Source organism: Donghicola mangrovi, from assembly GCF_013377535.1.
GTDB classification, from domain to species: domain Bacteria; phylum Pseudomonadota; class Alphaproteobacteria; order Rhodobacterales; family Rhodobacteraceae; genus Donghicola; species Donghicola mangrovi.
On the sequence record NZ_JABCJE010000001.1, the window covers coordinates 383,982 to 406,950 of the forward strand.

Consider the following 22,969-nt stretch of genomic DNA (forward strand, 5'->3'; position numbering starts at 1 on the left):
CCGTGCCGCGCCATTCGAAAAACGATCACTGATTAAGACACTTGTCCGGATCAGTTCTGCGAAATGATATTCGACTGATCGGTCACCTGAGCGATGATCACACACTCGCCATAACCCTCGAGCAGCGAGGCGTTACAGATATCCAGCGCGATCTTGTCCGAGTCTTCAAAGCTCTTGAAGTCGTTCGCCATGCCGGTCACCACAGCGGGGTTCTGCATGCTGCAGCTGTCATCGACGTTCGCGGGCAGGGTCGGCACGGCCAGCGAAGCATAGCCTTCGGTGTCGGCGGCCCAGTCGATGATGTCAGCCTTGTCGTTTTCACAAACGCCTTCAACAACGGTCAGGTGGCGTGCCTCGGGGAACATCGAACCGTCGGTTACAACGTCAACCATCGGACGGTCGGGGCCGTGGTACTGAACAGGGTTGCCGGTCGATTCAATCAGCTGTTCTTCGGTCGCCGCAAAACCAGCAACGGGGATCAGGGCAACGGTCGATGCAAGTACGAAGTTCTTGAAAGTCATAACTAATTCCTCTCGATCATGTCTGGTCACCCAACGCGGCTCCCCGCATTGCGTTCCCAGAAACTTTCCGAAAGAAACACCTTCACAGACCTGTGATCGCCCGTGAGCGCACCAAATCGACGCAGATTTCGGGCAAAAAGTCTTGCAGGAGATAGCGTTATCCCCTGCAAAACGCGCTTACATCTGGCCGTCACCAACGATGGAAACCAGCAGACAATCTTCGTAACCGTCCAGCTTGCTGGCCTCGCAGCGGGCCATTGCGGTGGCAATTGCGGCCTCCTCGGACGACAACTGTTGCGCCCAACCACCCTTGAGGTTCGGGTTCACGATGCTGCAATCGGTCTCGATATCCTCGGGCAGACCGGGGAACGCCACGGCCGCATAGCCAGAGGTGCCCGCAGCCCAGTCCAGAATACGCTCGCGGTCGCCCGCACACATGCCGTCAACCATGCGGACATAGCGGCCGCCCTGGACAGAGGTGTTCGGCGCATAGACTTTGGCCTTGAGTTCATAGGGATTGCGATACTGGTAAGCATTTCCTGTCGAGGCGATAAACTCTTTCTCGCCTGCAAACAGCGCAGTCGCCCCAAGGCCAACCACGCCACACACTGTCACACACAGTCTGAGCATCTGAATTTCTCTATCTATCTGAAAACGATTAATGCCCTGACAGTATGAGGGAAAATGCCATTCTGAAACAACCTTAGGATGACTAACATATCCCCGGTGTGGCATAGAAAAAGGCGCGCCCGGATAGACGCGCCTTGGTAGTCAGATCGGGACAGGTCCCGCGGGACTTAGCCCTTTTTCAGGCAACGCTTGCCCAGGGTTTCGGCGATCTGAACAGCGTTCAGTGCCGCGCCCTTGCGCAGGTTGTCCGAGACGCACCACAGGTTGATGCCGTTCTCGATGGTGCTGTCCTGACGGATGCGGCTGATGAAAGTCGCATAGTCGCCAACGCATTCGATCGGGGTGACGTAGCCACCGGGCTCGCGCTTGTCGATCACCATGATACCGGGCGCTTCGCGCAGGATGTCACGGGCTTCTTCTTCGTCCAGGAACTCTTCGAACTCGATGTTGATCGCTTCGGAGTGGCCTACGAATACAGGAACGCGCACGCAGGTTGCGGTGACCTTGATCGACGGATCGACGATCTTCTTAGTCTCGACAACCATCTTCCACTCTTCCTTGGTCGTGCCATCTTCCATGAAGACGTCGATCTGGGGAATGACGTTGAAGGCGATCTGCTTCTGGAACTTGGAGGCTTCTTTCTCCTGACCGGGGACGTACATGCCCTTGGTCTGATCCCACAGCTCGTCCATGCCCTCTTTGCCCGCGCCGGAAACCGACTGGTAGGTGCTGACAACGACGCGCTTGATCTTGGCGCGGTCGTGCAGGGGCTTCAGCGCGACAACCATCTGCGCAGTCGAGCAGTTGGGGTTCGCGATGATGTTTTTCTTGGTGTAGTTGTCGACAGCCTCGGGGTTCACTTCCGGAACGACCAGCGGGATCTCCGGGTCATAGCGATAGAGCGAGGAGTTGTCGATCACGACGCAACCAGCCGCAGCCGCGATGGGCGCGTACTTTTTGGTGGCATCCGAACCGATGGCGAACAGAGCGATATCCCAACCCGCGAAATCGAACTGTTCGATATCCTGGGTAGTGAGTGTCTTGTCGCCAAAGCTTACTTCAGTGCCGAGGCTGCGGCGGCTTGCCAGCGCTGCAATCTCATCGACAGGGAACTGGCGCTCGGCCAGAATATTCAGCATTTCGCGGCCCACGTTGCCCGTGGCACCCGCGACGACGACCTTATAGCCCATTCTTGGGTCCTCCGTTACAGTACGGCGCGGGATGTACCCCAATACCGGCTTGTGGAAAAGGGCTTCCCCCTTTCGATTCTGTGTGAAAAACATGTAACAGGCTAGAAAGTTGCAGATATGACCCGCCGCAAGCCCTTCGAAATCGCCGGACGCAGTATTCCGGCAGGCCTTCGGGCCACAGTAGACCTACCTGTGACGGTTCAATCCGACCACACACCGGTCAATTTATCCGTTCATGTGATTCACGGCGCCAAGGATGGCCCCACCATGTTCGTCAGCGCGGGCGTGCACGGTGACGAGGTGATCGGCGTGGAAGTCGTGCGCCGTTTGCTGCGTGTGCAGTCGCTGAATCGCCTTAACGGCACCTTACTGGTTGTGCCGATCGTGAACTCGTTCGGGTTCCAAAGCCACTCGCGCTATCTGCCCGACCGCCGCGACCTGAACCGCAGCTTTCCGGGCCACCCCACGGGGTCGCTGGCCAGCCGCCTTGCGCATATCTTCCTGAACGAAGTGGTCATGCGCGCAGAACTGGGGATCGACCTGCACTCGGCGGCCGTACACCGCACCAACCTGCCGCAAATCCGGATCTCGCCGGACAGCGAGCGATTGATGACTCTCGCCAAAAGCTTTGGCGCGCCGGTGATCATGACCTCGAAACTGCGCGACGGCTCCCTGCGCGGGGTCGCCAAAGATCGCGGCGTGGACATGCTGCTCTATGAAGCAGGCGAAGGCCTACGGTTCGACGAAATGGCTGTCCGCACCGGAGTGGCGGGCATCTTGCGCGTGATGCGCGATCTGAACATGATCCCGAAAAAGGGCGTCCCCGTCACCAAAGCCCCCCCGATGATCTCTCGCAGTTCCAGCTGGACCCGCGCGCCCATGGGCGGCCTGATGCGTACCTTCAAACGCCGCGGCGAAGTGGTGAACGAAGGCGATATCCTTGGCCTGATCTCGGACCCCTTTGGCGAGAAAGAGGCAGAAATACTGGCCGAGGACAGCGGCATCATCGTGGGCCGCGCGGTTATGCCTGTAGTGAACGAAGGTGACGCGATCTACCACATCGCCCAAATCAAACGCCCCGAGGCCGCCGGAGAAACGGTGGAGCAGCTGAACGCGGAACTCATGGCCGCACCGATGTTCGACGAAGACGAAATCATCTAAAGTGGTCGCCCTGCCCCTCTGGGCAGGCAAATCCTCTCAGGTCGCGTGGTGAGTATTTTTTGCAAAAAGAAGGCGGAACTTGTGCTTCTTTTTACCCCAAATACTCAACGGCACCGTCACTCAAACCAACTGACCGCTCCAGAAAAAGGCGCGACTATCGAAGCCGCTCCAGCAACCTCAAAGAGGGGTATCCGTCAGGAATGAGCCCCTTTGACCGCTGGTAATCTCGGACCGCGTCAATTGTGTTGGGGCCAATCCGGCCGTCGATACCTTTGGTACTGAACCCTGCATCGGTCAGACGTTCCTGCATCTCTTGCCGCTCGACAAAGGTCAGTGCGCGGTCGCCGCGAGGCCAGTCCGACTGGATTTTGGGGCCACCCATCAGGCGGTCGCTCAGGTGGCCGACGCCAATGACATAGGCGTCGGCGGTGTTGTACCGCTCGATCACGCTGAAGTTCTTGAAGATCATGAATGCGGCCCCCTGCGCCCCCGCGGGCAGCAGGATGGACGCGGTACCGAAGTCCCGCACCGCATGGCCGTTCATGTCCGTGATCCCCATTCGGGCCCAGTCCGACGGCATCTTCTCGATCCGGCGGTTGGATTGGGTGTAATCGAACCCTTCGGGCAGTTTGACTTCGACGCCCCACGGCATCCCTTTGACCCAGCCGAAACGCGCCAGATACGCGGCGGTCGAGGCCAGAGCATCCGAAGGGTCTTCCCCCCAGATGTCGCGACGGCCATCGCCGGTGAAATCGACCGCGTAATCCAGATAGCTGGTCGGGATAAATTGAGTGTGCCCCATCGCCCCCGCCCAAGAGCCAGTCATGTTTCGCGGCGCGACATCCCCCGCTTGCAGGATCTTGAGCGCAGCGACCAGTTGCCCTTCGAAGAACTGCCCTCGGCGCCCATCGAAGGCCAGCGTCGACAGGGCGCTGATAATATCGATGTCCCCGCGGAACGTGCCATAGGCGCTTTCCAGTCCCCAGATCGCGGCAACGACCTCTTTTTCGACGCCATATTTGGCCTCGATCGCATCAAGGGTCTTGGCATATTTGCGCAGGGCATCCTTGCCGTTCTTCACCCGCGCATCCGAGGCGGCGCTGTCCAGATAGTCCCAAAGGGTCTTGGTGAATTCGGACTGGTTTCGGTCTTTTTTAACCACATCGGGCAGATAGGTGGCCCCCGCAAAGGCGCGCTGCAGGGTCGCTTCGGAGATGCCCTGCGACACCGCACGCCCGTGGAACGCGGCCAGCCACGCGTCATAGCCAGAATTTGCGGCGATCTCGGTCACTTGGGGCACCTCGGACGTTTGGGCGACAGCCGGCGCAGCATAGCGGCCGTTTTGCAGAACTGCCACATCCGGCGCAGTTTGTCTTGGCCCGCGCACGGCTATATCGGCGGCAGCGGCCTCGGCAGAGAGGGCCACAACAACTGTCGATAGAATTGCGCGAAAGGGCATAATGGAAACCTGCTCTTATCTTTGATGTCTCAAAGGCTAACTCGCAAAACTGTACCGACAACCAGATCACCCTTGATTTCAAAGGAAATGGCAGTGTTTTGCGCATTGCAAGGAAATAGCGCGGAAATTCGCCGAATTAGGGAATATGACACGGCCCGTTTACCATCTGCTGTGATAGGGTCGGGTCGACGCTCTCAACCAGAATGGTACAATGATTACGCTGCTGACGTTTCCGGCCGGGCTGCACGAACCATCGCTGAGCCCGTTCTGCACAAAGGTGATCCACCTGCTGAACATGTCCGGCCAGGAATGGCAGCGCAAAGACGTGGCGAACCCCTCGCGGATGCCCCATGGCAAGCTGCCGGTGATCCAGTGGGACGGTCAGACCATTGCCGACAGCCACCTGATTCAGGCAGCACTGGAACGGGCGGGGACGGATTTCTATGCGGGCGTCGGGCCGTTGGAACGCGCCCAAGGCCAAGCCATCCTGCGCATGATCGAGGATATCCCCTGCCGCGCCCTGATCTATGACCGCTGGGTGCCGGACCACGCGTGGGACATCTGCCGAGAGGTGTTCTTTGCCAAGATGCCCGCCGTGATGCGCAAGCACGTCAGCAATGTGATCCGCAAAAGCGTCCGGCGCGGGCTGGAGCGCCACGGCATCGCCCTGTGCACCGAGGCAGAGCGCTTGGCTCTCGTCGATCGCGATCTGGCCGCGCTGTCCGAGTTTCTGGGGGACCGCCCGTTTGTGCTGGGGGATGCCGTCACGGCCGCCGATGCGGGGTGCAGTGCCGTATTGGGGGCGATCCGCAACCTGCCGGTGGAAACGCCCCTGCGCCATCGCATCCGGTCGGACAAGCGAATCACGCTTTATCTCGACCGGTGCACTGACGCTTTCAGGTCTTCTTACGTTTGACCTTGCGCTCCACGCGTTCGCGCTTGCGCTTTTCCTTGACCAGACGGCGTTTGACGGGGCCCGAAGCGGGGCGCTGACGACCGCGGGGCAAGGGCTTGCCCTCGATCTCTAGCAGTTCCAGCGTCAGGCCACCGGTTACGGCCACAGCCTCGGCGATGCGGACGGTGACGCGCTGGCCCAGACCGATCAGCATGCCGGTTTCCGACCCCATCAAGGTCTGGCTCTCGGCATCGTGGTGGAAAAACTCGCGCCCCAACGTCCGGATCGGCAGCAGGCCATCGGCGCCGGTTTCGTCCAGCTTCACAAAGGCGCCGAACCGCGCGATCCCGCTGATGCGGCCGGTCATTTCCGCGCCCACACGCTCTGACAGATAGGCGGCCAGATAGCGGTCGGTGGTGTCACGCTCGGCCATCATCGAGCGGCGCTCGGTCTCCGAGATGTGCTGCGCGGTGGTTTCCAGACGCTCGATATCCTCGGGGGACAGGCCGTCATCGCCCCACTTGTGGGCCGAGATCAGACCACGGTGCACGATCAGGTCCGAATAGCGGCGGATGGGCGAGGTAAAGTGCGCATACCGCATCAACGCCAGACCAAAGTGGCCGAAGTTGTCCGCACAGTAATAGGCCTGAGTCATGGCTCGCAGAGTGGACAGGTTGATCAGCTCGGCGTCATCGGAACCAGCGGCATCGTTCAGCAGCTTGTTCAGGTGACGGGTTTGCAGCACCTGCCCCTTGGCCAGCGTATAACCCGCCTCGGAGGCAACCTCGCGCAGGGCTTCCAGCTTGTCGGCGGGGGGCTCTTCGTGGACGCGATACAGCAGCGGCGTGCGCTTCTTCTCGAGGGTTTCGGCGGCGCAGACGTTGGCCAGAACCATCATCTCTTCGATCAGCTTGTGGGCGTCCAAACGCTCTTTCATGGTGATCGAAGCGACCTTGCCGTCCTCTCCCAGCTCGACTTTGCGTTCGGGCAGGTCCAGTTCCAAGGGCTGGCGATCCTTGCGCGCGCTGACCAGCGCCTCGTAGGCGTCGAACAGCGGGTGGATCACGTCCTCCATCAAGGGCGCGGTCTGCTCATCAGGGTTGCCGTCACGGCCCGCTTGCGCCTGCTCATAGGTCAGAGAGGCCGCGGATTTCATCATCCCGCGCACGAATTTGTGGCCGATCTTCTTGCCGTTCGCATCAATGCGGATCTGGCAGGCGATGATGGGGCGCGGCACCCCTTCGTGCAGCGAACACAGGTCGCCTGACAGACGGTCCGGCAGCATCGGCACCACGCGGTCGGGGAAGTAGCTGGAGTTGCCACGCTTGCGCGCCTCGCGGTCCAGGTGCGAGCCGGGGCGCACGTAATGGGACACGTCCGCAATGGCGACCCACAGAACGAAACCATCGGGGTTGTTCGGGTCTTCGTCGCGATAGGCCCAGACGGCGTCATCGTGGTCACGCGCATCGGCAGGGTCGATCGTGACCAAAGGTAGATCGCGCAGGTCCTCGCGGCCGGCCATGTTGGCGGGCTTCATGCTGTCGGCTTCCTCGATCACTTTGTCGGGGAAGGCGTCGGGAATACCGTGGTGGTGGATCGCGATCAAGGACACGGCGCGGGGCGCACTGGGGTCACCCAGACGTTCGACGATGCGGGCCTTGGCCAGTCCCATGCGGTGCTGTGGCCCTGCGGTTTCGGCCTCGACCAGCTCACCGTCCTTGGCGCCGCCTGTCATGCCGTTGGGCACGATCCATTCCTTGTCCGAGCCCTTGTCCACGGGCACGATACGGCCCCCTTCGGAGCCAGCGCGGAAGATGCCCAGCATCCGGCGCGGGTTCGCACCGATCTTGCGGATCAGGCGGGCCTCGTAGTGGTAGTCCTGATCGCGGACAGCCTGCAGTTTGGCCAGGATGCGGTCCCCCTCGCCCAAGGCGGGGTCGGTCTGGCGCTTGATGTACAGAACGCGGGGCTCGTGCCCTTCGCCGTGCCACTCCAGCGGCTTGGCGAACTGGTCGCCATCAATGTCGGGGGCGTGCATCATCAGCACGCTCACCGGCGGCAAGGTGTCCGGATCGCGATAGGATTTCTTGCGCTTTTCCAGATGCCCCTCGTCCTCGAGCTGGCGCAGCAGTAGCTTGAGGTCCACGCGCGCGGCCCCCTTGATGCCAAAGGCTTTGGCAATGTCACGCTTGTTGGCTTGGGTCGGGTTCGCCTCGATCCAGTTCAGGATGTCGGCTTTTGTGGGCATATGCTTCATAACTTGGCCCCTATCACAGGCGAATGACGCCGTCATTCAAGAAAGCGTAGCCCCCTAGCGCAGGGGACGGCGCATCAGCAGATGGGGAATTCCGGCGTCATCGAATTCATCGCCCTCGGCGACATACCCCAGCTTTTCATAGAACCCCAAGGCACTGACCTGAGCGGTCAGGATGGTTTCATCCACCCCACCCAGCTTTGACATTTCCTTTTCACAGGCTCGCACCAGCGCAGCCCCAAGGCCGGTACCGCGCGCCTCCTTCAGGACCGCAACGCGCCCGATCTTGGCCGAGCGCCCCTGCAGAACGATGCGGGCGGTGCCGACGGGTTTGCCGTTCTGGGTTGCCAGAAGATGCCGCGCGACGGCGTCGTAATCGTCATGCTCGATCTCGGCGGGGACGCCTTGTTCATCCACGAACACGGTAAAACGGATCGCCATGCAGGCGTCCAGATCGTCGGTCAGCCTAATCTTGGTGCTCATGCGAAATAGTCCGTCAGGATGCGCGTATAAATCTCTTTTAGCTGGTGGATCTGCTCGACCACCACGTATTCGTCCACTTGGTGCATAGAAGTGCCAACTAGGCCGCATTCGACCACCGGACAGTGGTTTTTCACAAATCGCGCATCCGACGTCCCGCCCGAGGTCGACATTTCCGGCGTCTTGCCCGTTACGGCCTGCACCGCGCTGACGATCATCCGGCTGAACGCGCCCGGTTCGGTGACAAAGCTGTCGCCCGAGATATTGGTCGTCATCTGGACGTCGACGTTGAATTCAGCGGCGACCTTGTCCGCCTCGGCCCGCAGCCACGCGATCAGGCTGTCACCGGTGTGGGCGTCATTGAAGCGGATGTTAATCGTGGATTTGACCTGATTGGGGATCACGTTCGTGGCCGCGTTGCCGGTGTCGATGGTCGTGATCTGCAAGGTGGAGGGATCAAAATGGTCGGTCCCTTCGTCCAGCGTATGGCTGGCCAAGCGATCCATCAGGCGCACCATCGGGGCCATCGGCGTGCGGGCGCGGTGCGGATAGGCCACGTGCCCCTGCTGGCCAATGATGGTGAACTTGGCGGTCAAGGACCCGCGGCGACCGATCTTGATCATCTCACCCATTTCGTTGGGACAGGTGGGTTCGCCCACCAGACAATCGCTCATGCGCTCGCCGTTCGCATCCATCCAGTCCAGCAGGGCCACGGTGCCGTCGCGCGCGGGGCCTTCTTCGTCGCCGGTGATGGTCAGGATAATCGCGCCGTCGGGTTTCTGGTTCTGGACGAAATCCACAGCGGCAGCGGCAAAGGCAGCCACGCCCGACTTCATATCGCAGGCTCCACGGCCATACATGTTGGGCCCGTCGATCTGCGCGCCAAAGGGATCATAGGTCCAGTCGGCCACATCGCCCACGGGCACCACATCCGTGTGCCCGTTGAACCCGAACGACTTCTCCGCGCCCTTGGCACCCCAACGGGCGAACAGGTTCGGCGTGCCGTTCCGATCCACCCGCGTGCATTCGAACCCCGCCTGCCCCAACAGATCGGCCAGCAGCACCAGCGCACCGCCTTCGTCAGGGGTGACAGATGGGCAGCGGATCAGATTGGCGGTCAGCTCTACGGGGCAAGTGGTCATGGGTGGCTCCTTTATCAGCAGCCACTTTTACCGGAAATGTAACCGGATAACAGGGGTCAGTCGAAATAGGGCTCGAGCTGCGCGATGATGACCGAGTTCTCTTCCAACGCGCGCTTCATCAGCTCGCGCTCGTGTTCGTCAATCTCGTGGCCGAGCTGCTCGCGCTCTTCCAGAGTGCCATAGCCGGTCACGTCCAGCGGGGCCATATCGGCTTGCTTCAGGATCAGGACGGTTTCGCGTACGGCCTCTGCCTCGTCCACGCCGCTGGCATAGCACATGATGCCCGCGCCAGTGGCACCTTTGGGCAGACCGTCACCCTTCTTGCGGCCAACCTCGATCACCAGCGTATAGACCTGCTGGGGACGCTTTTCCTTTTTGGGCTTTTCGTCCGTGGGGGTGTTCTCGGTCATGGTGGCCTCGGGCTAGCAGAAGTTGCGCCTGTCGATGGGGCCAAGCACGCGGCATGTCAAGCCAAACGCAAAAGGGCGAGGACCCGTCGGTCCCCGCCCCTTTGAAATCAGTCGGCCGGTGTTACGCGGTGCGACGCATCGCGCGGGCCAGAGCGATCAGGATACATGCCCCCAGAATACCGACCACCAGCTGGCCGATCCAGCCACCCAGCGTTGCACCGAACACAAATACCAGCAGCGCATTCATCACGATCGCACCCAGAATACCCAACACGATATTCAGCAAGAGACCCATGCGTGCGTTCATAAATTGCTCGGCGATCCATCCCGCCAGAGCACCAACAATAATGGCGGCAAGCCAACCCATACCAGTCATAACCAAACTCCTAAATCTTTGAAACAGCGTCTGGTTTACCAATCCCTATCGGGCCGGATTGTTCCCCGTGAAACACAAAACGCGGCCCCGAAGGACCGCGTTCGCCATCACATTCCCGAGAAGACGGGCAGATGAAATCAGTCGCGCAGCAGCTCGTTGATGCCGGTCTTGCTGCGGGTCTTTTCGTCAACGCGCTTCACGATAACCGCGCAGTACAGGTTGATGCCGTTCTTCGAAGGCATCGAGCCCGACACGACGACCGAGTACGGGGGAACTTCGCCGTACATGACTTCGCCGGTTTCGCGGTCAACGATCTTGGTCGATTTGCCGATGTAAACGCCCATGCCCAGAACCGAGCCTTCGCGGATGATACAGCCTTCGACAACCTCGGAACGCGCGCCGATAAAGCAGTTGTCCTCGATGATGGTCGGGCCCGCCTGCATGGGCTCCAGAACGCCGCCGATGCCGACGCCGCCGGACAGGTGCACGTGCTTGCCGATCTGAGCGCACGAGCCAACAGTTGCCCAAGTGTCAACCATGGTGCCTTCGCCCACATAAGCGCCGAGGTTCACGAACGACGGCATCAGAACCACGCCGGGCGCGATATATGCGGATTTGCGAACAACGCAGTTGGGAACAGCGCGGAAGCCAGCAGCGCGCCACTGGTTTTCGCCCCAGCCTTTGAACTTGCTGTCAACTTTGTCCCACCAGCCGCTGTCCTGCGGACCACCGGTCTGGATTTCCATGTCCTGGATGCGGAAGCCCAGCAGAACGGCCTTTTTCGCCCACTGGTTCACGTGCCAGTCGCCGTTTTCCATCTTCTCGGCGACGCGCAGGCTGCCGCTGTCCAGAGCGTTCAGCGTATCTTCGATCGCTTCACGGGTCTCGCCGGTGGTGGCAGGGGTGATCTGGTCGCGGTTTTCCCACGCCGCCTCGATGGCGGCTTCCAGCTGCGCGTTGGACATGGGCAGGCTCCTTGCTGGTGTTATTCGATTTCAAAACTCGCAGGCTTGTAGCCCGATATTCCATCACTGTGAACGGTAAATACACATCCCTGACACGCCTGACTGGCAAACGCATTTGGAAACAATTAGCTATATTAGGTAACGACCCTGACGGAGCCCCTATGAAAGACGACAGACAAAACCCGCTTCCCGACGCCTCTCGCGATATTCGCCTGGCCGAGGGCGTCCCGCGCACCCCGCAAACCCTGTCTCCGTCCTATCAACTGGCCTTCCACGATCTCGACTTTCTGAAGAAAGACGAGCTGCGCCCCGTGCGTCTGCAACTCGAGCTGCTGAAGCCCGAGATGATCCTGAACGAGCAGAACGTGAAATCGACCATCGTGATGTTCGGCGGCGCGCGCATTCCCAGCCCCGAGCGTCGCGATATGGCCCGCAGCCCCGCGATGGCCGAGCTGTCGCATTACTACGACGAGGCCCGCGAATTCGCCCGCCTGATGACCGAAGAGTCCCTGAAATCCGGCGGCAGCGAAAACGTCGTCGCCACCGGCGGCGGCCCCGGTGTGATGGAGGCAGGCAACCTTGGCGCGCTGGACGCGGGTGGCCGGTCCATCGGGTTCAACATCGTGCTCCCGCACGAACAGGCGCCGAACCCCTATGTGACGCCGGAACTCAGCTTCAACTTCCACTATTTTGCCATCCGCAAGATGCACTTCCTGATGCGCGCCCGCGCCATCACCATCTTCCCCGGCGGGTTCGGCACCTTGGACGAACTGTTCGAGACCCTAACCCTGATCCAGACCAAACGGATGAAGCCCGTGCCGATCCTCTTGTTCGGCCGCGAATTCTGGGAGCAGATCGTGAACTGGGAGGCCCTGAAAAACGCGGGGACCATCGCCCCCGAGGATCTGGACCTGTTCCACTATGTCGAGACCGCCCAAGAGGCGATCGACCTGATCAAAGCGTCCGAAAAGGGCGCCTGACCCCATGACCACCTTTGCGGTGTTCGCATTGGCAGCCCTCGCGGAAATCGGGGGCTGCTTTGCGTTCTGGAGCTGGCAGAGGCTGGGGCAATCGCCCCTGTGGCTGATCCCGGGCATGGCGTTGCTGGCCTGTTTTGCCTGGCTGCTAACGCTTAGCCCCGCCGATCAGGCAGGGCGATCCTATGCGATCTACGGCGGCATCTATATTGCCACCTCCCTGCTATGGCTTTGGCTGGTCGAGGGCAAGCGCCCCGACACATGGGATCTGGCAGGCACCGCCCTGTGCCTGATCGGCGCGGCGGTGATCCTGCTGGGGCCGCGCGGTTAGACCGGCAGCGCGGTGGTTTTGAACACCGTCCGCAGGGCAAAAGAGCTCTGCATCTGTGCCACGCCCGGCAGGCGGGTCAGGTACTGGCGGTGGATGCGTGCGAAATCCTCGGTGTTTTCGGCGACGACCTTCAGGATGTAATCCGCCTTGCCCGCCATCAGATGGCATTCCAGCACGTCGGGCACGCGCCCCACCGCTGTTTCAAAGGCTTCCAGAACCTCGTCTGCCTGCGTTTGCAGGGTGATTTCCACAAAGACCGTGGTCGGCACGCCCATCTTGCGGGCGTCCAGCAGGGCCACGTAATCCTTGATGTATCCCTCTTCTTCCAGCCGCTGGACACGGCGGTGACACGCCGAGGCAGACAGGTTGATCGCGTCAGCCAGTTCCGCGTTCGAAATGCGGCCGCGCCGCTGGAGAGTATGAAGGATGCGTCGATCAGTCGGGTCGAGGGTCATGTCGTTCAGATTTTTGCGCCATTATCGCGATTTGGCGAAGAAACTGCCGGAATTGGCCGGAAAGATACAGCGGAATCGAACCGCTGCCCCCTAGCCGAATAGTAGTATCCCGTAACGCCGCGAAATCGGGCCTTTGTTGCACGGCCATGACGTGCTTTTGCGGCGCGTGTGATGTTCACGAACCCCAAGAAGGCTCTCACCAGCTTTCGACAGACTGGGGCCGGCTCGACCGGCCCCCATTTTTTCACTTCTGCAGCAAATCGCGGATTTCCGTCAGCAATTCGATATCGCGCGGGGTTGCCGCGGGCTTTGCGTCGGCAGGGGCGGCTTTTTCCTCGCGGATGGCGGCTTCTTTGACGCGGTTCACCAGCTTGACCATCATGAACACGACAAACGCGATGATAACAAAGTTGATGATCGCCATGACAAAGCGGCCAATCGCGAACACGGGCGCGCCCGCTTCGGTCGCCAGTTCGATCGAGGGGTATTCGTTGCCGTCCAGCGCATAGAACCAGCCGGAAAAGTCGATCCCGCCCGTGAACAGGGCGATGATCGGGTTCATGATATCGGCCACCATGGACTGGACAATCGCCGTAAATGCGGCGCCGACGATGATACCGACGGCCATGTCCATGACGTTACCGCGGGCGATAAAATCGCGGAAATCCTTCAACATTTCACTCTTTCCTTTCAGAGGCGGGAGAATCCCGTTTGCTGACACAACGGAAACAGTGTGGCAGAGGTTTCCTTGAAAATCACCTTTTTGAACGATCCAGCGAGAATCTGGTGATGTGATCAGGCGCTGTGACGTCCGGCAGGTTGCGCGGATCATGCTCTAGCGCGCCCAAGGTCTGGGTCACGGGGATCACACCGGCCCAGATTGGCAGGGCGTAATCCTCTTCGTCGTCGGACGGCGGGCCAGAGCGTGCCTTGGCGCTGGCTTCGGTTATCTCGAGGCCCAGAATCGTAGTCGCCTTGATTTCCTGAGGCTGCATCGGGCGCAGGATCGATGTACGGCCGGGCCACAGGTTCTCGACAAAGGCATCCAACCGAGCGGCCTTATCCTCGTCCGCGACCTTGAAGGCACGGCCGAAAATGGTCACCGACCGGTAGTTGGCCGAATGGTGGAACGCCGAACGCGCCATTACAAAGCCATCCAGAATCTGGACGTTCAGGCACACTTCGGCACCGGTGGACTGGCGGATCATGCGGCTGGCCGAGCTGCCGTGCCAATAAACATGGTTCCCCTCGCGCCAGTGGAAGGTCGGCGTGACATAGGGTTTGCCGTCAATCGCATAGCCGACGGTGCACTGGGGGGATGCGTCCAGAATGTCGTAAATGGTCTGCGGATCAAAGCTGCCCCGCTCGTGCGAGCGGCGCAGGCGGGTGCGTTCGGTAATATCGAGGGTCATGATGGGTGTTTCCTGTCTTGTCCTGTTCGGCATAGAACAGTATTGGACCTATCGAAATGACCAATACTTCACCCAACGCCATATCCAATTTTCAGGCCGCCCTGTTTGCCCTGTCGCTGGACAGACACACGGACACGCCCCTGCACGTCCAACTGGCCGAAGCCCTGCGCGACATGATCCAGCGCGGCAAGGCCACCCCCGGTGCGCGCCTGCCCGCCAGCCGGATGCTGGCCGCCGAGCTGTCCATTTCCCGCATCACCGTGCTGACCGCCATCGACCAGCTGATCGCCGAGGGGTACCTGGAGACGCGGCGCGGTGCGGGCACCTATGTGGTCCATGACCTGCCCGACATGCCGCCTCTGCCGCCCGAGCAGTTGCGCACGCCCCCTGCCCCGCCGCCCCCGCCGTTGCGGCCTTTTCAGCCGGGTCTGCCCTGTCTGGAGAGCTTTCCCCATGTGGAATGGGCGCGGCATCTGGAGCGGTCTTGGCGCTATCCCCATCCGGCGCTGACCGGCGTGCCGGACCCCATGGGCTGGATGCCCTTGCGCGCGCAAATCGCCGCCCACCTGTCCGCATGGCGCGGCATCAACGCCCGCCCCGAGCAGGTGGTCATCACCTCTGGCGCGACCGAAGGGTTCGAGCTGATCACCCGCGCCTTTCTGGCCGCAGGCGACAGTGTGCTGATCGAGGACCCGTGCTTTGCCCCCATGCGGGCCGCCCTAGTGCGCGCAGGGATGAAGGTGCGCGCCTGCCCCGTTGACGCCGAAGGCATGGACATCACCACCGCCCCGACCGAGGGCGCAAAGCTGGCCGTCCTGACCCCGTCGCGGCAATACCCCACGGGGGCGACCCTACCCCTGGCCCGTCGGGCGGCGGCGCTGGAGTGGGCCACCCAAGCGGGCGCGTGGATCATCGAGGATGATTACGACGGCGAATTCCGCTATCGGGGGCAGCCCTTGCCTGCGCTGGCCAGTCTGGATCGGGCGGGGCGTGTGTTCTATCTGGGCAGCTTCTCGAAACTGCTCAGCCCTGCGCTGCGGCTGGGGTATCTGGTGGCGCCAGAGCACACCTTGCCCGCCCTATTCCGCGCGATGGCCGAGACGGGCGCGCGGGCCTCGGTCGTGCCGCAGCCTGCTTTGGCGGGCTTCATGGAAAGCGGCGGTTTCTCGACCCATCTGCGCCGGATGCGCCGGAACTATGCCAAACGCCAAGAGGTTCTGCGGGCGGCTTTGGCGGGATACGAAGACTGGATCATCGCCCCGCCCGAGGATGCAGGCATGCACCTGTGCTGCCGGTTGGGGCCGCGCATGGCGGGTGTTCATGACACCACAGTCGCCGCTGCGGGGGCCAAGGTCGGCCTGACCCTGCGCGCCCTGTCGGTCTATAGCACCCAAGCCGAGCCCGCGCAGGGGTTGGTTCTGGGCTACACCGCCTTTGCACCGGATATTCTGGAGGCAGGGGCCAAGACCCTGATCGCCCTACTTCAGGAACTGGGGCGCTGAAACGAAAACGGCGCCCCGCAGGGCGCCGCATCATCAGGTAAAGGTGTTATCGCGGGGGAAGCCGCGCGGGGCCATGCGCCCTGCGGTCGCCCGCTTGCCGATCCATTCGCCCAAGTCGGTCTCGGTGCGGGTGCGGCCCGCGGGGTCTTTCCACGCCAGACCATTCGCCAGCGTAAAGGTGGTGGCATCGGACAACCCGCCATCCTTGTACTTTTGCAGGCGTACGCCCTTGCCGCGGGACATCTCGGGCAGTTCTTCGATCGCAAAGACCAGAACCTTGCGGTTCTCGCCCACCACAGCGACGTGGTCGCCATCGACGGGTTTGCAGATCTTGGCGCGGACATCGTCCTTGACGTTCAGCACCTGCTTGCCGCTGCGGGTTTGCGCAACGATGTCGTCCTCGGGGGCGATGAAGCCATCACCGGCACTGGACGCGATCAGCAGCTTGCGGCCCGGTTTATGGATGAACATGTCCACAATTTCGGCCTCGTTCGGCAGGTCCACCATCAGGCGCAGGGGTTCCCCCATGCCGCGCCCGCCGGGCAGGTTCGCCGCCGAAATGGTGTAGAAACGGCCGTTGGTGCCAAGAACCAGCAGACGATCGGTAGTTTCCGCGTGGAACACGAAACGCCCTTCGTCGCCGTCCTTGAACTTGAGCGCGGTATCGAGGGCCAAGTGCCCCTTCATAGCGCGCACCCAACCCATTTTCGAGCAGACAACGGTGATCGGCTCTCGGTCGATCATCATTTCCAGCGGGACGTCTTCGATCTCGGTGGCTTCGGCGAACTGGGTGCGACGGGCGCCAAGCTCGGTCTTTTTGCCGAACTGCTTGCGCACTTCTTTCAGCTCGTCCGAGATGCGGGCCCATTGCAGGTCGTCGCTGCCCAGCAGCTCGACCAGACCTTCACGTTCGGCACGCAGATCGTCACGCTCTTTGCGAAGCTCCATCTCCTCGAGGCGGCGCAAGCTGCGCAGACGCATGTTGAGGATGGCTTCGACCTGATTGTCGTTCAGGAAAACGCCGCCGCCCCAATCCTCGGCCAGCATAACGGCCTTGGGGTCATCCTCGGTGCGGATGATCTGGATCACGCGGTCAAGGTTGAGGAAGGCAATGATGTAGCCTTCCAGCACTTCCAAACGCTTGTCGATCTGGGCCAGACGGTAACGCGAGCGGCGTTGCAGCACGTCGCGGCGGTGGTCCAGAAACGCGCGCAGCACCTCTTTGAGCGAGCAGACCTTGGGCGTCACGCCGTCGATCAGCACGTTCATGTTCAGGCTAAAGCGGATTTCCAGATCGCTGTTGCGGAACATCATGCCCATCAACATCTCGGGATCGACGTTCTTGGAACGGGGCTCGAGGATCAGGCGAATGTCGTCCGCCGATTCATCGCGCACGTCCGCCAGCAGCGGCACCTTCTTCAGCTGGATAATCTCGGCGATCTTTTCGATCAGCTTCGATTTGGCCACCTGATAGGGGATCTCGGTGATCACGATCTGCCAAGTACCGCGACCCAGATCCTCGACCTCCCACTTGCAGCGCAGGCGGAACGATCCACGGCCAGTTTCATAGGCCTTGAGGATGTTTTCCTTGGGCTCGACGATGATACCGCCGGTGGGGAAATCGGGGCCCGGAACATAGTTCAGCAGGGTCTCGTCCCGCGCATCGGGGGTCTTGATCAGGTGCAGCGATGCGGCGACAAGCTCGTCGATGTTGTGGGGCGGGATGTTGGTCGCCATCCCCACCGCGATCCCGCTCGAGCCGTTGGCGAGCAGGTTCGGAAAGGCTGCGGGCAGAACCACGGGCTCTTGGAGCGTGCCATCGTAGTTGTCGCGGAAATCGACGGCGTCCTCGTTCAGACCTTCCAGCAGCGCCTCGGCGGCGGCGGTCAGACGGGCTTCGGTGTAACGGCTGGCCGCTGGGTTATCCCCGTCGATGTTGCCAAAGTTACCCTGACCGTCCACCAGCGGGTAGCGGACGTTAAAGTCCTGCGCCAGTCGGGCCATCGCATCGTAAATCGCGGTGTCGCCGTGGGGGTGGTAGTTGCCCATCACGTCGCCCGAAATCTTGGACGATTTCCGGAAACGCCCGTTCGAGGCCAGCTTCAGTTCCCGCATCGCAAACAGGATGCGGCGGTGCACGGGCTTCAGACCATCGCGCGCGTCAGGCAGAGCCCGGTGCATGATGGTGGACAGCGCGTATTGCAGATAGCGCGACCCCAGCGCCCGGCGCAAAGGCTCGGTCGTGGAACGGGGCTGATCTGGTGATGTGTCGTCGTCGATCTCGGTCATGGGAGACGTAGTACAGCGCCGCACAGGCACGGTAAAGCGCGTAGAATTGTAAGCAGGTCAGGAATACGCGCAATGAATTTGTAAAAATTATCTGCGAGTAAACGGGAACCCTTTGGGGTATTATGAGTAGTAATTTTATAATTCCATTTAATTCAGGTTGTAGAACAATGTGGCGGCTCATCATTGTGACTTTTGCATTTTTGGCATTCGCTCTTTACGAATTGAGCGGCGGTGCGAAATTCGAACCGGCAGCACCGGTTGCACAAGTCCGACACCTTACCCCGATGCAAACGGCCACGGCTGAACCGGTTTTGCCCGCGATTCCGGTGATGGGCATTCGTAAGCCCAAGACCGAAGAAACCGTCGGAATTACCCTTGCCAGCATGGACGCGCCCGCTGACACGCCTGCGATGATGATGGCCCAAACGCAGGTCGACGCGACGGTTATGCCCTCTGTTATCGTCGAAACCTCTGCATCGGCCACCGATGAAATGATCCGCGATATTCGTAAGGTGACCGGTAGCCGAGTGAATATGCGCCAAGGCCCCGGCACCCAATACAGCGTCGTTTCCAGTTTGCGTGCCGGAGACGAAGTAGAAATCCTGCAATCTCCCGGAAATGGCTGGGTAAAATTGCAAGTTGTATCGTCAGGTCGAATTGGCTGGATGGCCGAACGGCTTGTAAGCAGCGCCGCACGCTAAACCACGCATTGATTCCCTCGGAACGTGCCGCCATGGTGCCCCCAAGTTTTCGGAGGTAACATGGCGGCACGTTCTATTTTGATCACAGGCAGTTCCAGCGGCATCGGGTATGCTGCGGCACATGACCTCAGGGCGCGGGGATGGCGGGTGTTTGCATCCTGCCGCAAACCCGAAGATTGCGCCCGCCTTCAGGCCGAAGGGTTCGAAGCTCCCCAACTGGATTACGCTGACCCCGCCTCTGTCCGCGCAGCCTTGGCCGAGGTGCTGGACGCGACCGGCGGCACGCTGGACGCACTCTATAACAACGGCGCCTTCGCCCTGCCCGGCGCGGTCGAAGATCTGCCCCGCGGCGGCCTAGAGGAGCTGTTCCAGACCAACCTCTTTGGCCCCCACGATCTGACGCAACTGGTCCTGCCGATCATGCGGAAGCAAGGGCATGGCCGGATCGTCAACTGCTCCTCCGTTCTGGGGCTGGTCGCGATGCCGTGGCGCGGGGCCTATGTCAGCAGCAAGTTCGCGATGGAGGGCCTGACCGACGTGCTGCGTCTGGAGATGAAGGGCACCGGCATCCACATCATTCTGATCGAACCGGGGCCGATCACCTCGAAAATCCGGCAGAACGCGATCCCGAATTTCGAAAAATGGATCGACTGGGAAAACTCGCCCCGTGCGGACCAATACCGGAGCCAACTGCGCAAGCGCCTCTATGAAGATCGCGGCCCCGACAAGTTCGAACTGCCCGCCAGCGCCGTCACCAAAAAGCTGATCCACGCGCTGGAATCGAACAACCCGCATCCGCGCTATTTTGTGACCGCGCCGACCTATATCGGCAACGTACTAAGGCGTATTCTGCCCACGCGGATGCTAGATCGGTTCACTTCGGGCGGCTGAGGCAAATTGCACGTTCGCTTTTTGGCCCAACTCCCCTATTTGCGGGGAAACATCAAAGGAACCTGATATGGCCAATGATCCACTGTTCTACGTCGTCGCGATCGCCTGCTTCGCGGTGCTGGGTATCCTGATGGTCGGGATCGGCAGTTTCGCCAAGGGCGGTGACTTTAACCGCAAGCACGCCAACCGCATTATGCGCTACCGTGTGGCGGCGCAGTTCGTGGCGGTCATTCTGATCGTCGGCTTTGCCTATATCCGTCATAACTACGGGGGAAATTGATGGTCGTCCTGAACAAGATCTACACCAGAACCGGTGATGCGGGGGAAACCGCGCTGGGGAACGGGGCCCGCGTGGCCAAGCATTCCCTGCGCGTCACCGCCTATGGCACCTCGGACGAGTTGAACGCCACAATCGGCGTCGCCCGCCTGCATGCCGACGGTCTGATGGACGAACGTCTGATGCGCATCCAGAATGACCTGTTCGATCTGGGGGCCGATCTGTGCCGCCCCGACATGGCCAAAGATGCCGAGTCCGAATACCCGCCCCTGCGGATGGTGGATTCCCAAGTGTCGCGCCTTGAAGCAGAGATTGACGAGATGAACGCCGATCTGGCCCCGCTGCGCAGCTTTGTTCTGCCCGGTGGCAGTGCCCTTGCAGCGCATCTGCACATCTGCCGCACCGTCGCCCGCCGCGCCGAGCGTCTGGCGGTCGAGCTGTCGGGCCATGAAGAAGTGAACCCCGCTGCGGTGAAATACCTGAACCGCCTGAGCGACTGGTTTTTTGTGGCCTCGCGCGCCGCAAACCAGAATGGCGCGGGCGATGTCCTGTGGGTACCGGGCGCAAACCGCTGAGGCCACCACTTCTGGCGGACGTTGTGCCGTTGAGTATTTGGGCAAAGCAGAAGTTGCAGGTCAGTGCGGCGGACAGATTCGCCGCATAGGACTATGGCAGGACTCGCCTTGCACACTGCGGCGCAGCATAAAAGGTGCGGAACGCGGCGTCCGATGGCGCTAACGTGACGTTTTTGCTCTGTTTCGCCTTGGCTCGAGTCGCTATCAAGTCTGGGACGAACGAGATAGGGCGCGGGTGAGTGCCCGAGGAAACCATAGGGAGAGCCACGCAAATGAAGGTATTGGTGCCTGTCAAACGCGTGATCGACTACAACGTGAAGGTTCGCGTGAAAGCGGACGGTTCTGGTGTCGATCTCGCCAACGTAAAGATGTCGATGAACCCCTTCGACGAGATTGCCGTCGAAGAGGCGATCCGCCTGAAAGAGGCCGGCAAGGCAACCGAGATCGTGGTTGTGTCGATCGGCGTGAAGCAAGCTCAGGAAACACTGCGCACCGCTCTGGCGATGGGTGCAGACCGCGCGATCCTTGTGACCGCAGCGGATGATGTCCACACCGACATCGAGCCTCTGGCCGTTGCGAAAATCCTGGCGAAAATCGTCGAGGAAGAAGCCCCCGGTCTGGTGATCTGCGGCAAGCAGGCCATCGACAACGACATGAACGCGACCGGCCAGATGGTTTCGGCGCTTCTGGGCTGGGGTCAGGCGACCTTTGCTTCGGAAGTCGAAATCGACGGCGAAACCGCGAAAGTCACCCGCGAGGTTGACGGCGGCCTGCAGACCATCAGCGTCAAGCTGCCCGCAGTTATCACTGCGGACCTGCGTCTGAACGAGCCCCGCTATGCGTCGCTGCCGAACATCATGAAGGCCAAGAAAAAGCCGCTCGATGAGAAGACCGCAGCCGATTACGGCGTCGATGTCGCGCCCCGTCTGACCGTGGTCAAAACCTCGGAGCCCGCGGTGCGTCAGGCCGGTATCAAGGTTGGTTCGGTTGACGAGCTGGTGTCGAAACTCAAGGAAGCAGGAGCTGTATGATGGCTGTTCTTCTTCTTGCCGATGTGGCTGGCGGCGCGCTGGCCAAGGATGCAGTTGCCAAGGCCGTGACCGCTGTTGCAGGTCTGGGTGACGTCCACGTTCTGGTTGCTGGCGAAGGTGGCGATGCCGCTGCTGCCGAAGCGGCCACTCTGGCCGGCGTGGCCAAGGTTCTGTTCGCCGGTGATCATGGCTTCTGCCACACTCTGGCAGAGCCCGTTGCCGATCTGATCGTGTCGCTGGCCGGTGGCTACAGCCACATCGCCGCAGCGTCGACTTCGGATGCGAAAAACGTCCTGCCCCGCGTTGCGGCGCTGCTGGACGTGATGATCATCTCGGACGTGACCGCCGTCATCGACGCGGACACCTTTGACCGCCCGATCTATGCAGGCAACGCGATCCAGACCGTCAAATCGTCGGATAGCGTCAAGGTTCTGACCCTGCGAACCACCTCGTTCGAGGCGGCAGCAGAAGGCAACTCGGCTCCGGTCGAGGCTGTCGGCACCGCAGCGACCACCGGCCTGTCGTCGTGGGTCGAGGACAAAGTCGCCGAGAGCGATCGCCCCGAGCTGACCTCGGCTGGCATCGTTGTGTCGGGCGGCCGTGGCGTGGGTTCCGAAGAGAACTTTGCCCTGATTGAAAAGCTGGCTGACAAGCTGGGTGCCGCCGTTGGCGCATCGCGCGCAGCTGTGGACTCGGGCTTTGCACCGAACGACTGGCAGGTTGGCCAGACCGGCAAGGTTGTTGCGCCCCAGCTGTACGTTGCCGTCGGCATCTCTGGTGCGATCCAGCACCTTGCCGGGATGAAGGACTCCAAGGTCATCGTCGCGATCAACAAAGACGAAGAAGCCCCGATCTTCCAGGTCGCGGACTATGGTCTGGTTGGCGACCTGTTCGAGGTTGTCCCCGAGCTGACCGACAAGCTCTGATCCCTTCGCCGGATTAATCATCACAAAGGCTCGCCATCCGGCGGGCCTTTTTCATTCTGATGGGCCAAAATTCCGTTTCTGTGCGCAAGAAAAAAACCTGAAACCTACACTTTCGGTCA

25 protein-coding genes are annotated in these 22,969 nt (G+C 61.0%); 11 read left to right on the top strand and 14 right to left on the bottom strand.

Annotated elements, in window-relative coordinates:
* Positions 1-50: 50 nt before the first annotated feature.
* The 3 genes from HJ536_RS02030 to HJ536_RS02040 all read right to left on the bottom strand — a co-directional run bounded on the left by HJ536_RS02030 (position 51) and on the right by HJ536_RS02040 (position 2,341).
* Positions 51-521, bottom strand: coding sequence for a hypothetical protein (locus tag HJ536_RS02030; protein ID WP_176852681.1), 471 nt, complete (start codon positions 519-521; stop codon positions 51-53).
* Between the two features lie 177 nt (positions 522-698).
* Positions 699-1,151, bottom strand: coding sequence for a hypothetical protein (locus HJ536_RS02035; protein WP_177156486.1), 453 nt, complete (start codon positions 1,149-1,151; stop codon positions 699-701).
* 167 nt (positions 1,152-1,318) lie between these two features.
* Positions 1,319-2,341: an aspartate-semialdehyde dehydrogenase gene (locus tag HJ536_RS02040; RefSeq protein ID WP_176852679.1), complete on the bottom strand. Its 1,023-nt coding sequence runs from the start codon at positions 2,339-2,341 to the stop codon at positions 1,319-1,321.
* A gap of 117 nt (positions 2,342-2,458) precedes the next feature.
* Between HJ536_RS02040 and HJ536_RS02045 the strand changes: the two genes are divergently transcribed.
* Positions 2,459-3,502 carry a succinylglutamate desuccinylase/aspartoacylase family protein gene (locus HJ536_RS02045; RefSeq protein ID WP_176852678.1) on the top strand — a complete coding sequence of 348 codons (1,044 nt, stop codon included), beginning with the start codon at positions 2,459-2,461 and terminating at the stop codon, positions 3,500-3,502.
* Between the two features lie 154 nt (positions 3,503-3,656).
* Here HJ536_RS02045 and HJ536_RS02050 read toward each other — a convergent pair whose 3' ends face one another.
* Entirely contained in the window at positions 3,657-4,961 is a 1,305-nt protein-coding gene (locus HJ536_RS02050; RefSeq protein WP_177156487.1) for a lytic murein transglycosylase, read from the bottom strand.
* Positions 4,962-5,172: 211 nt separating this feature from the next.
* Between HJ536_RS02050 and HJ536_RS02055 the strand changes: the two genes are divergently transcribed.
* The gene (locus HJ536_RS02055; protein WP_177156488.1) at positions 5,173-5,877 is read left to right on the top strand and encodes a glutathione S-transferase family protein; all 705 of its coding nucleotides are present in this window, start codon (positions 5,173-5,175) and stop codon (positions 5,875-5,877) included.
* On the opposite strand, the gene rnr is transcribed toward HJ536_RS02055, so the two are convergent.
* From rnr to dapD, 6 genes are all read right to left on the bottom strand, one after another.
* Positions 5,858-8,113 carry a ribonuclease R gene (gene rnr / locus HJ536_RS02060; RefSeq protein ID WP_177156489.1) on the bottom strand — a complete coding sequence of 752 codons (2,256 nt, stop codon included), beginning with the start codon at positions 8,111-8,113 and terminating at the stop codon, positions 5,858-5,860. The two genes, HJ536_RS02055 and rnr, sit on opposite strands and share 20 nt — an antisense overlap.
* 54 nt (positions 8,114-8,167) lie before the next feature.
* Positions 8,168-8,593, bottom strand: a complete 426-nt coding sequence (locus tag HJ536_RS02065) for a GNAT family N-acetyltransferase (RefSeq protein ID WP_177156490.1) — start codon at positions 8,591-8,593, stop codon at positions 8,168-8,170.
* Positions 8,590-9,732: a succinyl-diaminopimelate desuccinylase gene (gene dapE, locus HJ536_RS02070; RefSeq protein WP_177156491.1), complete on the bottom strand. Its 1,143-nt coding sequence runs from the start codon at positions 9,730-9,732 to the stop codon at positions 8,590-8,592. Before dapE ends, HJ536_RS02065 begins: the two co-directional genes overlap by 4 nt.
* A 56-nt stretch (positions 9,733-9,788) precedes the next feature.
* A complete protein-coding gene (locus HJ536_RS02075) occupies positions 9,789-10,142 on the bottom strand; it encodes a hypothetical protein (RefSeq protein ID WP_176852672.1) in 354 nt (117 codons plus the stop codon).
* Positions 10,143-10,263: 121 nt separating this feature from the next.
* Positions 10,264-10,518 carry a GlsB/YeaQ/YmgE family stress response membrane protein gene (locus HJ536_RS02080; protein ID WP_176852671.1) on the bottom strand — a complete coding sequence of 85 codons (255 nt, stop codon included), beginning with the start codon at positions 10,516-10,518 and terminating at the stop codon, positions 10,264-10,266.
* A 137-nt stretch (positions 10,519-10,655) separates the two neighbouring features.
* Positions 10,656-11,483 (bottom strand): 2,3,4,5-tetrahydropyridine-2,6-dicarboxylate N-succinyltransferase, encoded by an 828-nt coding sequence (dapD, locus tag HJ536_RS02085; RefSeq protein WP_177156492.1) that lies wholly within the window; start codon positions 11,481-11,483, stop codon positions 10,656-10,658.
* 161 nt (positions 11,484-11,644) lie between these two features.
* Here dapD and HJ536_RS02090 point away from each other — a divergent pair, with 161 nt between their 5' ends.
* Together HJ536_RS02090 and HJ536_RS02095 are read left to right on the top strand one after the other, a co-directional pair.
* Positions 11,645-12,463 (top strand): LOG family protein, encoded by an 819-nt coding sequence (locus HJ536_RS02090; RefSeq protein ID WP_177156493.1) that lies wholly within the window; start codon positions 11,645-11,647, stop codon positions 12,461-12,463.
* Between the two features lie 4 nt (positions 12,464-12,467).
* Positions 12,468-12,791: a YnfA family protein gene (locus tag HJ536_RS02095; RefSeq protein ID WP_177156494.1), complete on the top strand. Its 324-nt coding sequence runs from the start codon at positions 12,468-12,470 to the stop codon at positions 12,789-12,791.
* On the opposite strand, the gene HJ536_RS02100 is transcribed toward HJ536_RS02095, so the two are convergent.
* The 3 genes from HJ536_RS02100 to HJ536_RS02110 all read right to left on the bottom strand — a co-directional run bounded on the left by HJ536_RS02100 (position 12,788) and on the right by HJ536_RS02110 (position 14,658).
* Entirely contained in the window at positions 12,788-13,246 is a 459-nt protein-coding gene (locus HJ536_RS02100; RefSeq protein WP_176852667.1) for an Lrp/AsnC family transcriptional regulator, read from the bottom strand. The two genes, HJ536_RS02095 and HJ536_RS02100, sit on opposite strands and share 4 nt — an antisense overlap.
* A gap of 244 nt (positions 13,247-13,490) precedes the next feature.
* The gene (gene mscL / locus HJ536_RS02105) at positions 13,491-13,922 is read right to left on the bottom strand and encodes a large conductance mechanosensitive channel protein MscL (RefSeq protein WP_176852666.1); all 432 of its coding nucleotides are present in this window, start codon (positions 13,920-13,922) and stop codon (positions 13,491-13,493) included.
* A 79-nt stretch (positions 13,923-14,001) separates the two neighbouring features.
* The gene (locus HJ536_RS02110; protein WP_177156495.1) at positions 14,002-14,658 is read right to left on the bottom strand and encodes a pyridoxamine 5'-phosphate oxidase family protein; all 657 of its coding nucleotides are present in this window, start codon (positions 14,656-14,658) and stop codon (positions 14,002-14,004) included.
* A gap of 56 nt (positions 14,659-14,714) precedes the next feature.
* On the opposite strand from HJ536_RS02110, the gene pdxR reads away from it, so the two are divergent.
* Positions 14,715-16,160 carry a MocR-like pyridoxine biosynthesis transcription factor PdxR gene (pdxR, locus tag HJ536_RS02115; protein WP_177156496.1) on the top strand — a complete coding sequence of 482 codons (1,446 nt, stop codon included), beginning with the start codon at positions 14,715-14,717 and terminating at the stop codon, positions 16,158-16,160.
* Positions 16,161-16,193: 33 nt separating this feature from the next.
* Here the strand turns inward: pdxR and parC are convergent, their stop codons facing one another.
* On the bottom strand, positions 16,194-18,449 hold the full coding sequence (gene parC / locus HJ536_RS02120; RefSeq protein WP_176852663.1) for a DNA topoisomerase IV subunit A: 2,256 nt from the start codon (positions 18,447-18,449) through the stop codon (positions 16,194-16,196).
* 167 nt (positions 18,450-18,616) lie between these two features.
* Between parC and HJ536_RS02125 the strand changes: the two genes are divergently transcribed.
* The 6 genes from HJ536_RS02125 to HJ536_RS02150 all read left to right on the top strand — a co-directional run bounded on the left by HJ536_RS02125 (position 18,617) and on the right by HJ536_RS02150 (position 22,850).
* On the top strand, positions 18,617-19,150 hold the full coding sequence (locus HJ536_RS02125; protein WP_177156497.1) for an SH3 domain-containing protein: 534 nt from the start codon (positions 18,617-18,619) through the stop codon (positions 19,148-19,150).
* 60 nt (positions 19,151-19,210) lie between these two features.
* Entirely contained in the window at positions 19,211-20,041 is an 831-nt protein-coding gene (locus HJ536_RS02130) for an SDR family NAD(P)-dependent oxidoreductase (protein WP_177156498.1), read from the top strand.
* 67 nt (positions 20,042-20,108) lie between these two features.
* A complete protein-coding gene (locus HJ536_RS02135; protein ID WP_176852660.1) occupies positions 20,109-20,321 on the top strand; it encodes a twin transmembrane helix small protein in 213 nt (70 codons plus the stop codon).
* Positions 20,321-20,893: a cob(I)yrinic acid a,c-diamide adenosyltransferase gene (locus tag HJ536_RS02140; protein WP_176852659.1), complete on the top strand. Its 573-nt coding sequence runs from the start codon at positions 20,321-20,323 to the stop codon at positions 20,891-20,893. Before HJ536_RS02135 ends, HJ536_RS02140 begins: the two co-directional genes overlap by 1 nt.
* Before the next feature lie 272 nt (positions 20,894-21,165).
* Positions 21,166-21,924 (top strand): electron transfer flavoprotein subunit beta/FixA family protein, encoded by a 759-nt coding sequence (locus tag HJ536_RS02145; RefSeq protein WP_176852658.1) that lies wholly within the window; start codon positions 21,166-21,168, stop codon positions 21,922-21,924.
* Positions 21,924-22,850: an FAD-binding protein gene (locus HJ536_RS02150; protein WP_176852657.1), complete on the top strand. Its 927-nt coding sequence runs from the start codon at positions 21,924-21,926 to the stop codon at positions 22,848-22,850. The genes HJ536_RS02145 and HJ536_RS02150 overlap by 1 nt, the downstream gene beginning before the upstream one ends.
* Positions 22,851-22,969: the final 119 nt, after the last annotated feature.

Coding starts and splice junctions, on each gene's coding strand:
- HJ536_RS02135 (WP_176852660.1), top strand. CDS start 20,109: ATGGCCAATGATCCACTGTTCTACGTCGTCGCGATCGCCTGCTTCGCG.
- HJ536_RS02090 (WP_177156493.1), top strand. CDS start 11,645: ATGAAAGACGACAGACAAAACCCGCTTCCCGACGCCTCTCGCGATATT.
- HJ536_RS02130 (WP_177156498.1), top strand. CDS start 19,211: ATGGCGGCACGTTCTATTTTGATCACAGGCAGTTCCAGCGGCATCGGG.
- HJ536_RS02055 (WP_177156488.1), top strand. CDS start 5,173: ATGATTACGCTGCTGACGTTTCCGGCCGGGCTGCACGAACCATCGCTG.
- dapD (WP_177156492.1), bottom strand. CDS start 11,483: ATGTCCAACGCGCAGCTGGAAGCCGCCATCGAGGCGGCGTGGGAAAAC.
- HJ536_RS02100 (WP_176852667.1), bottom strand. CDS start 13,246: ATGACCCTCGACCCGACTGATCGACGCATCCTTCATACTCTCCAGCGG.
- rnr (WP_177156489.1), bottom strand. CDS start 8,113: ATGAAGCATATGCCCACAAAAGCCGACATCCTGAACTGGATCGAGGCG.
- pdxR (WP_177156496.1), top strand. CDS start 14,715: ATGACCAATACTTCACCCAACGCCATATCCAATTTTCAGGCCGCCCTG.
- HJ536_RS02045 (WP_176852678.1), top strand. CDS start 2,459: ATGACCCGCCGCAAGCCCTTCGAAATCGCCGGACGCAGTATTCCGGCA.
- HJ536_RS02075 (WP_176852672.1), bottom strand. CDS start 10,142: ATGACCGAGAACACCCCCACGGACGAAAAGCCCAAAAAGGAAAAGCGT.
- HJ536_RS02030 (WP_176852681.1), bottom strand. CDS start 521: ATGACTTTCAAGAACTTCGTACTTGCATCGACCGTTGCCCTGATCCCC.
- HJ536_RS02050 (WP_177156487.1), bottom strand. CDS start 4,961: ATGCCCTTTCGCGCAATTCTATCGACAGTTGTTGTGGCCCTCTCTGCC.
- HJ536_RS02065 (WP_177156490.1), bottom strand. CDS start 8,593: ATGAGCACCAAGATTAGGCTGACCGACGATCTGGACGCCTGCATGGCG.
- HJ536_RS02040 (WP_176852679.1), bottom strand. CDS start 2,341: ATGGGCTATAAGGTCGTCGTCGCGGGTGCCACGGGCAACGTGGGCCGC.
- HJ536_RS02095 (WP_177156494.1), top strand. CDS start 12,468: ATGACCACCTTTGCGGTGTTCGCATTGGCAGCCCTCGCGGAAATCGGG.
- HJ536_RS02150 (WP_176852657.1), top strand. CDS start 21,924: ATGGCTGTTCTTCTTCTTGCCGATGTGGCTGGCGGCGCGCTGGCCAAG.
- HJ536_RS02125 (WP_177156497.1), top strand. CDS start 18,617: ATGTGGCGGCTCATCATTGTGACTTTTGCATTTTTGGCATTCGCTCTT.
- dapE (WP_177156491.1), bottom strand. CDS start 9,732: ATGACCACTTGCCCCGTAGAGCTGACCGCCAATCTGATCCGCTGCCCA.
- mscL (WP_176852666.1), bottom strand. CDS start 13,922: ATGTTGAAGGATTTCCGCGATTTTATCGCCCGCGGTAACGTCATGGAC.
- HJ536_RS02035 (WP_177156486.1), bottom strand. CDS start 1,151: ATGCTCAGACTGTGTGTGACAGTGTGTGGCGTGGTTGGCCTTGGGGCG.
- HJ536_RS02110 (WP_177156495.1), bottom strand. CDS start 14,658: ATGACCCTCGATATTACCGAACGCACCCGCCTGCGCCGCTCGCACGAG.
- parC (WP_176852663.1), bottom strand. CDS start 18,449: ATGACCGAGATCGACGACGACACATCACCAGATCAGCCCCGTTCCACG.
- HJ536_RS02145 (WP_176852658.1), top strand. CDS start 21,166: ATGAAGGTATTGGTGCCTGTCAAACGCGTGATCGACTACAACGTGAAG.
- HJ536_RS02080 (WP_176852671.1), bottom strand. CDS start 10,518: ATGACTGGTATGGGTTGGCTTGCCGCCATTATTGTTGGTGCTCTGGCG.
- HJ536_RS02140 (WP_176852659.1), top strand. CDS start 20,321: ATGGTCGTCCTGAACAAGATCTACACCAGAACCGGTGATGCGGGGGAA.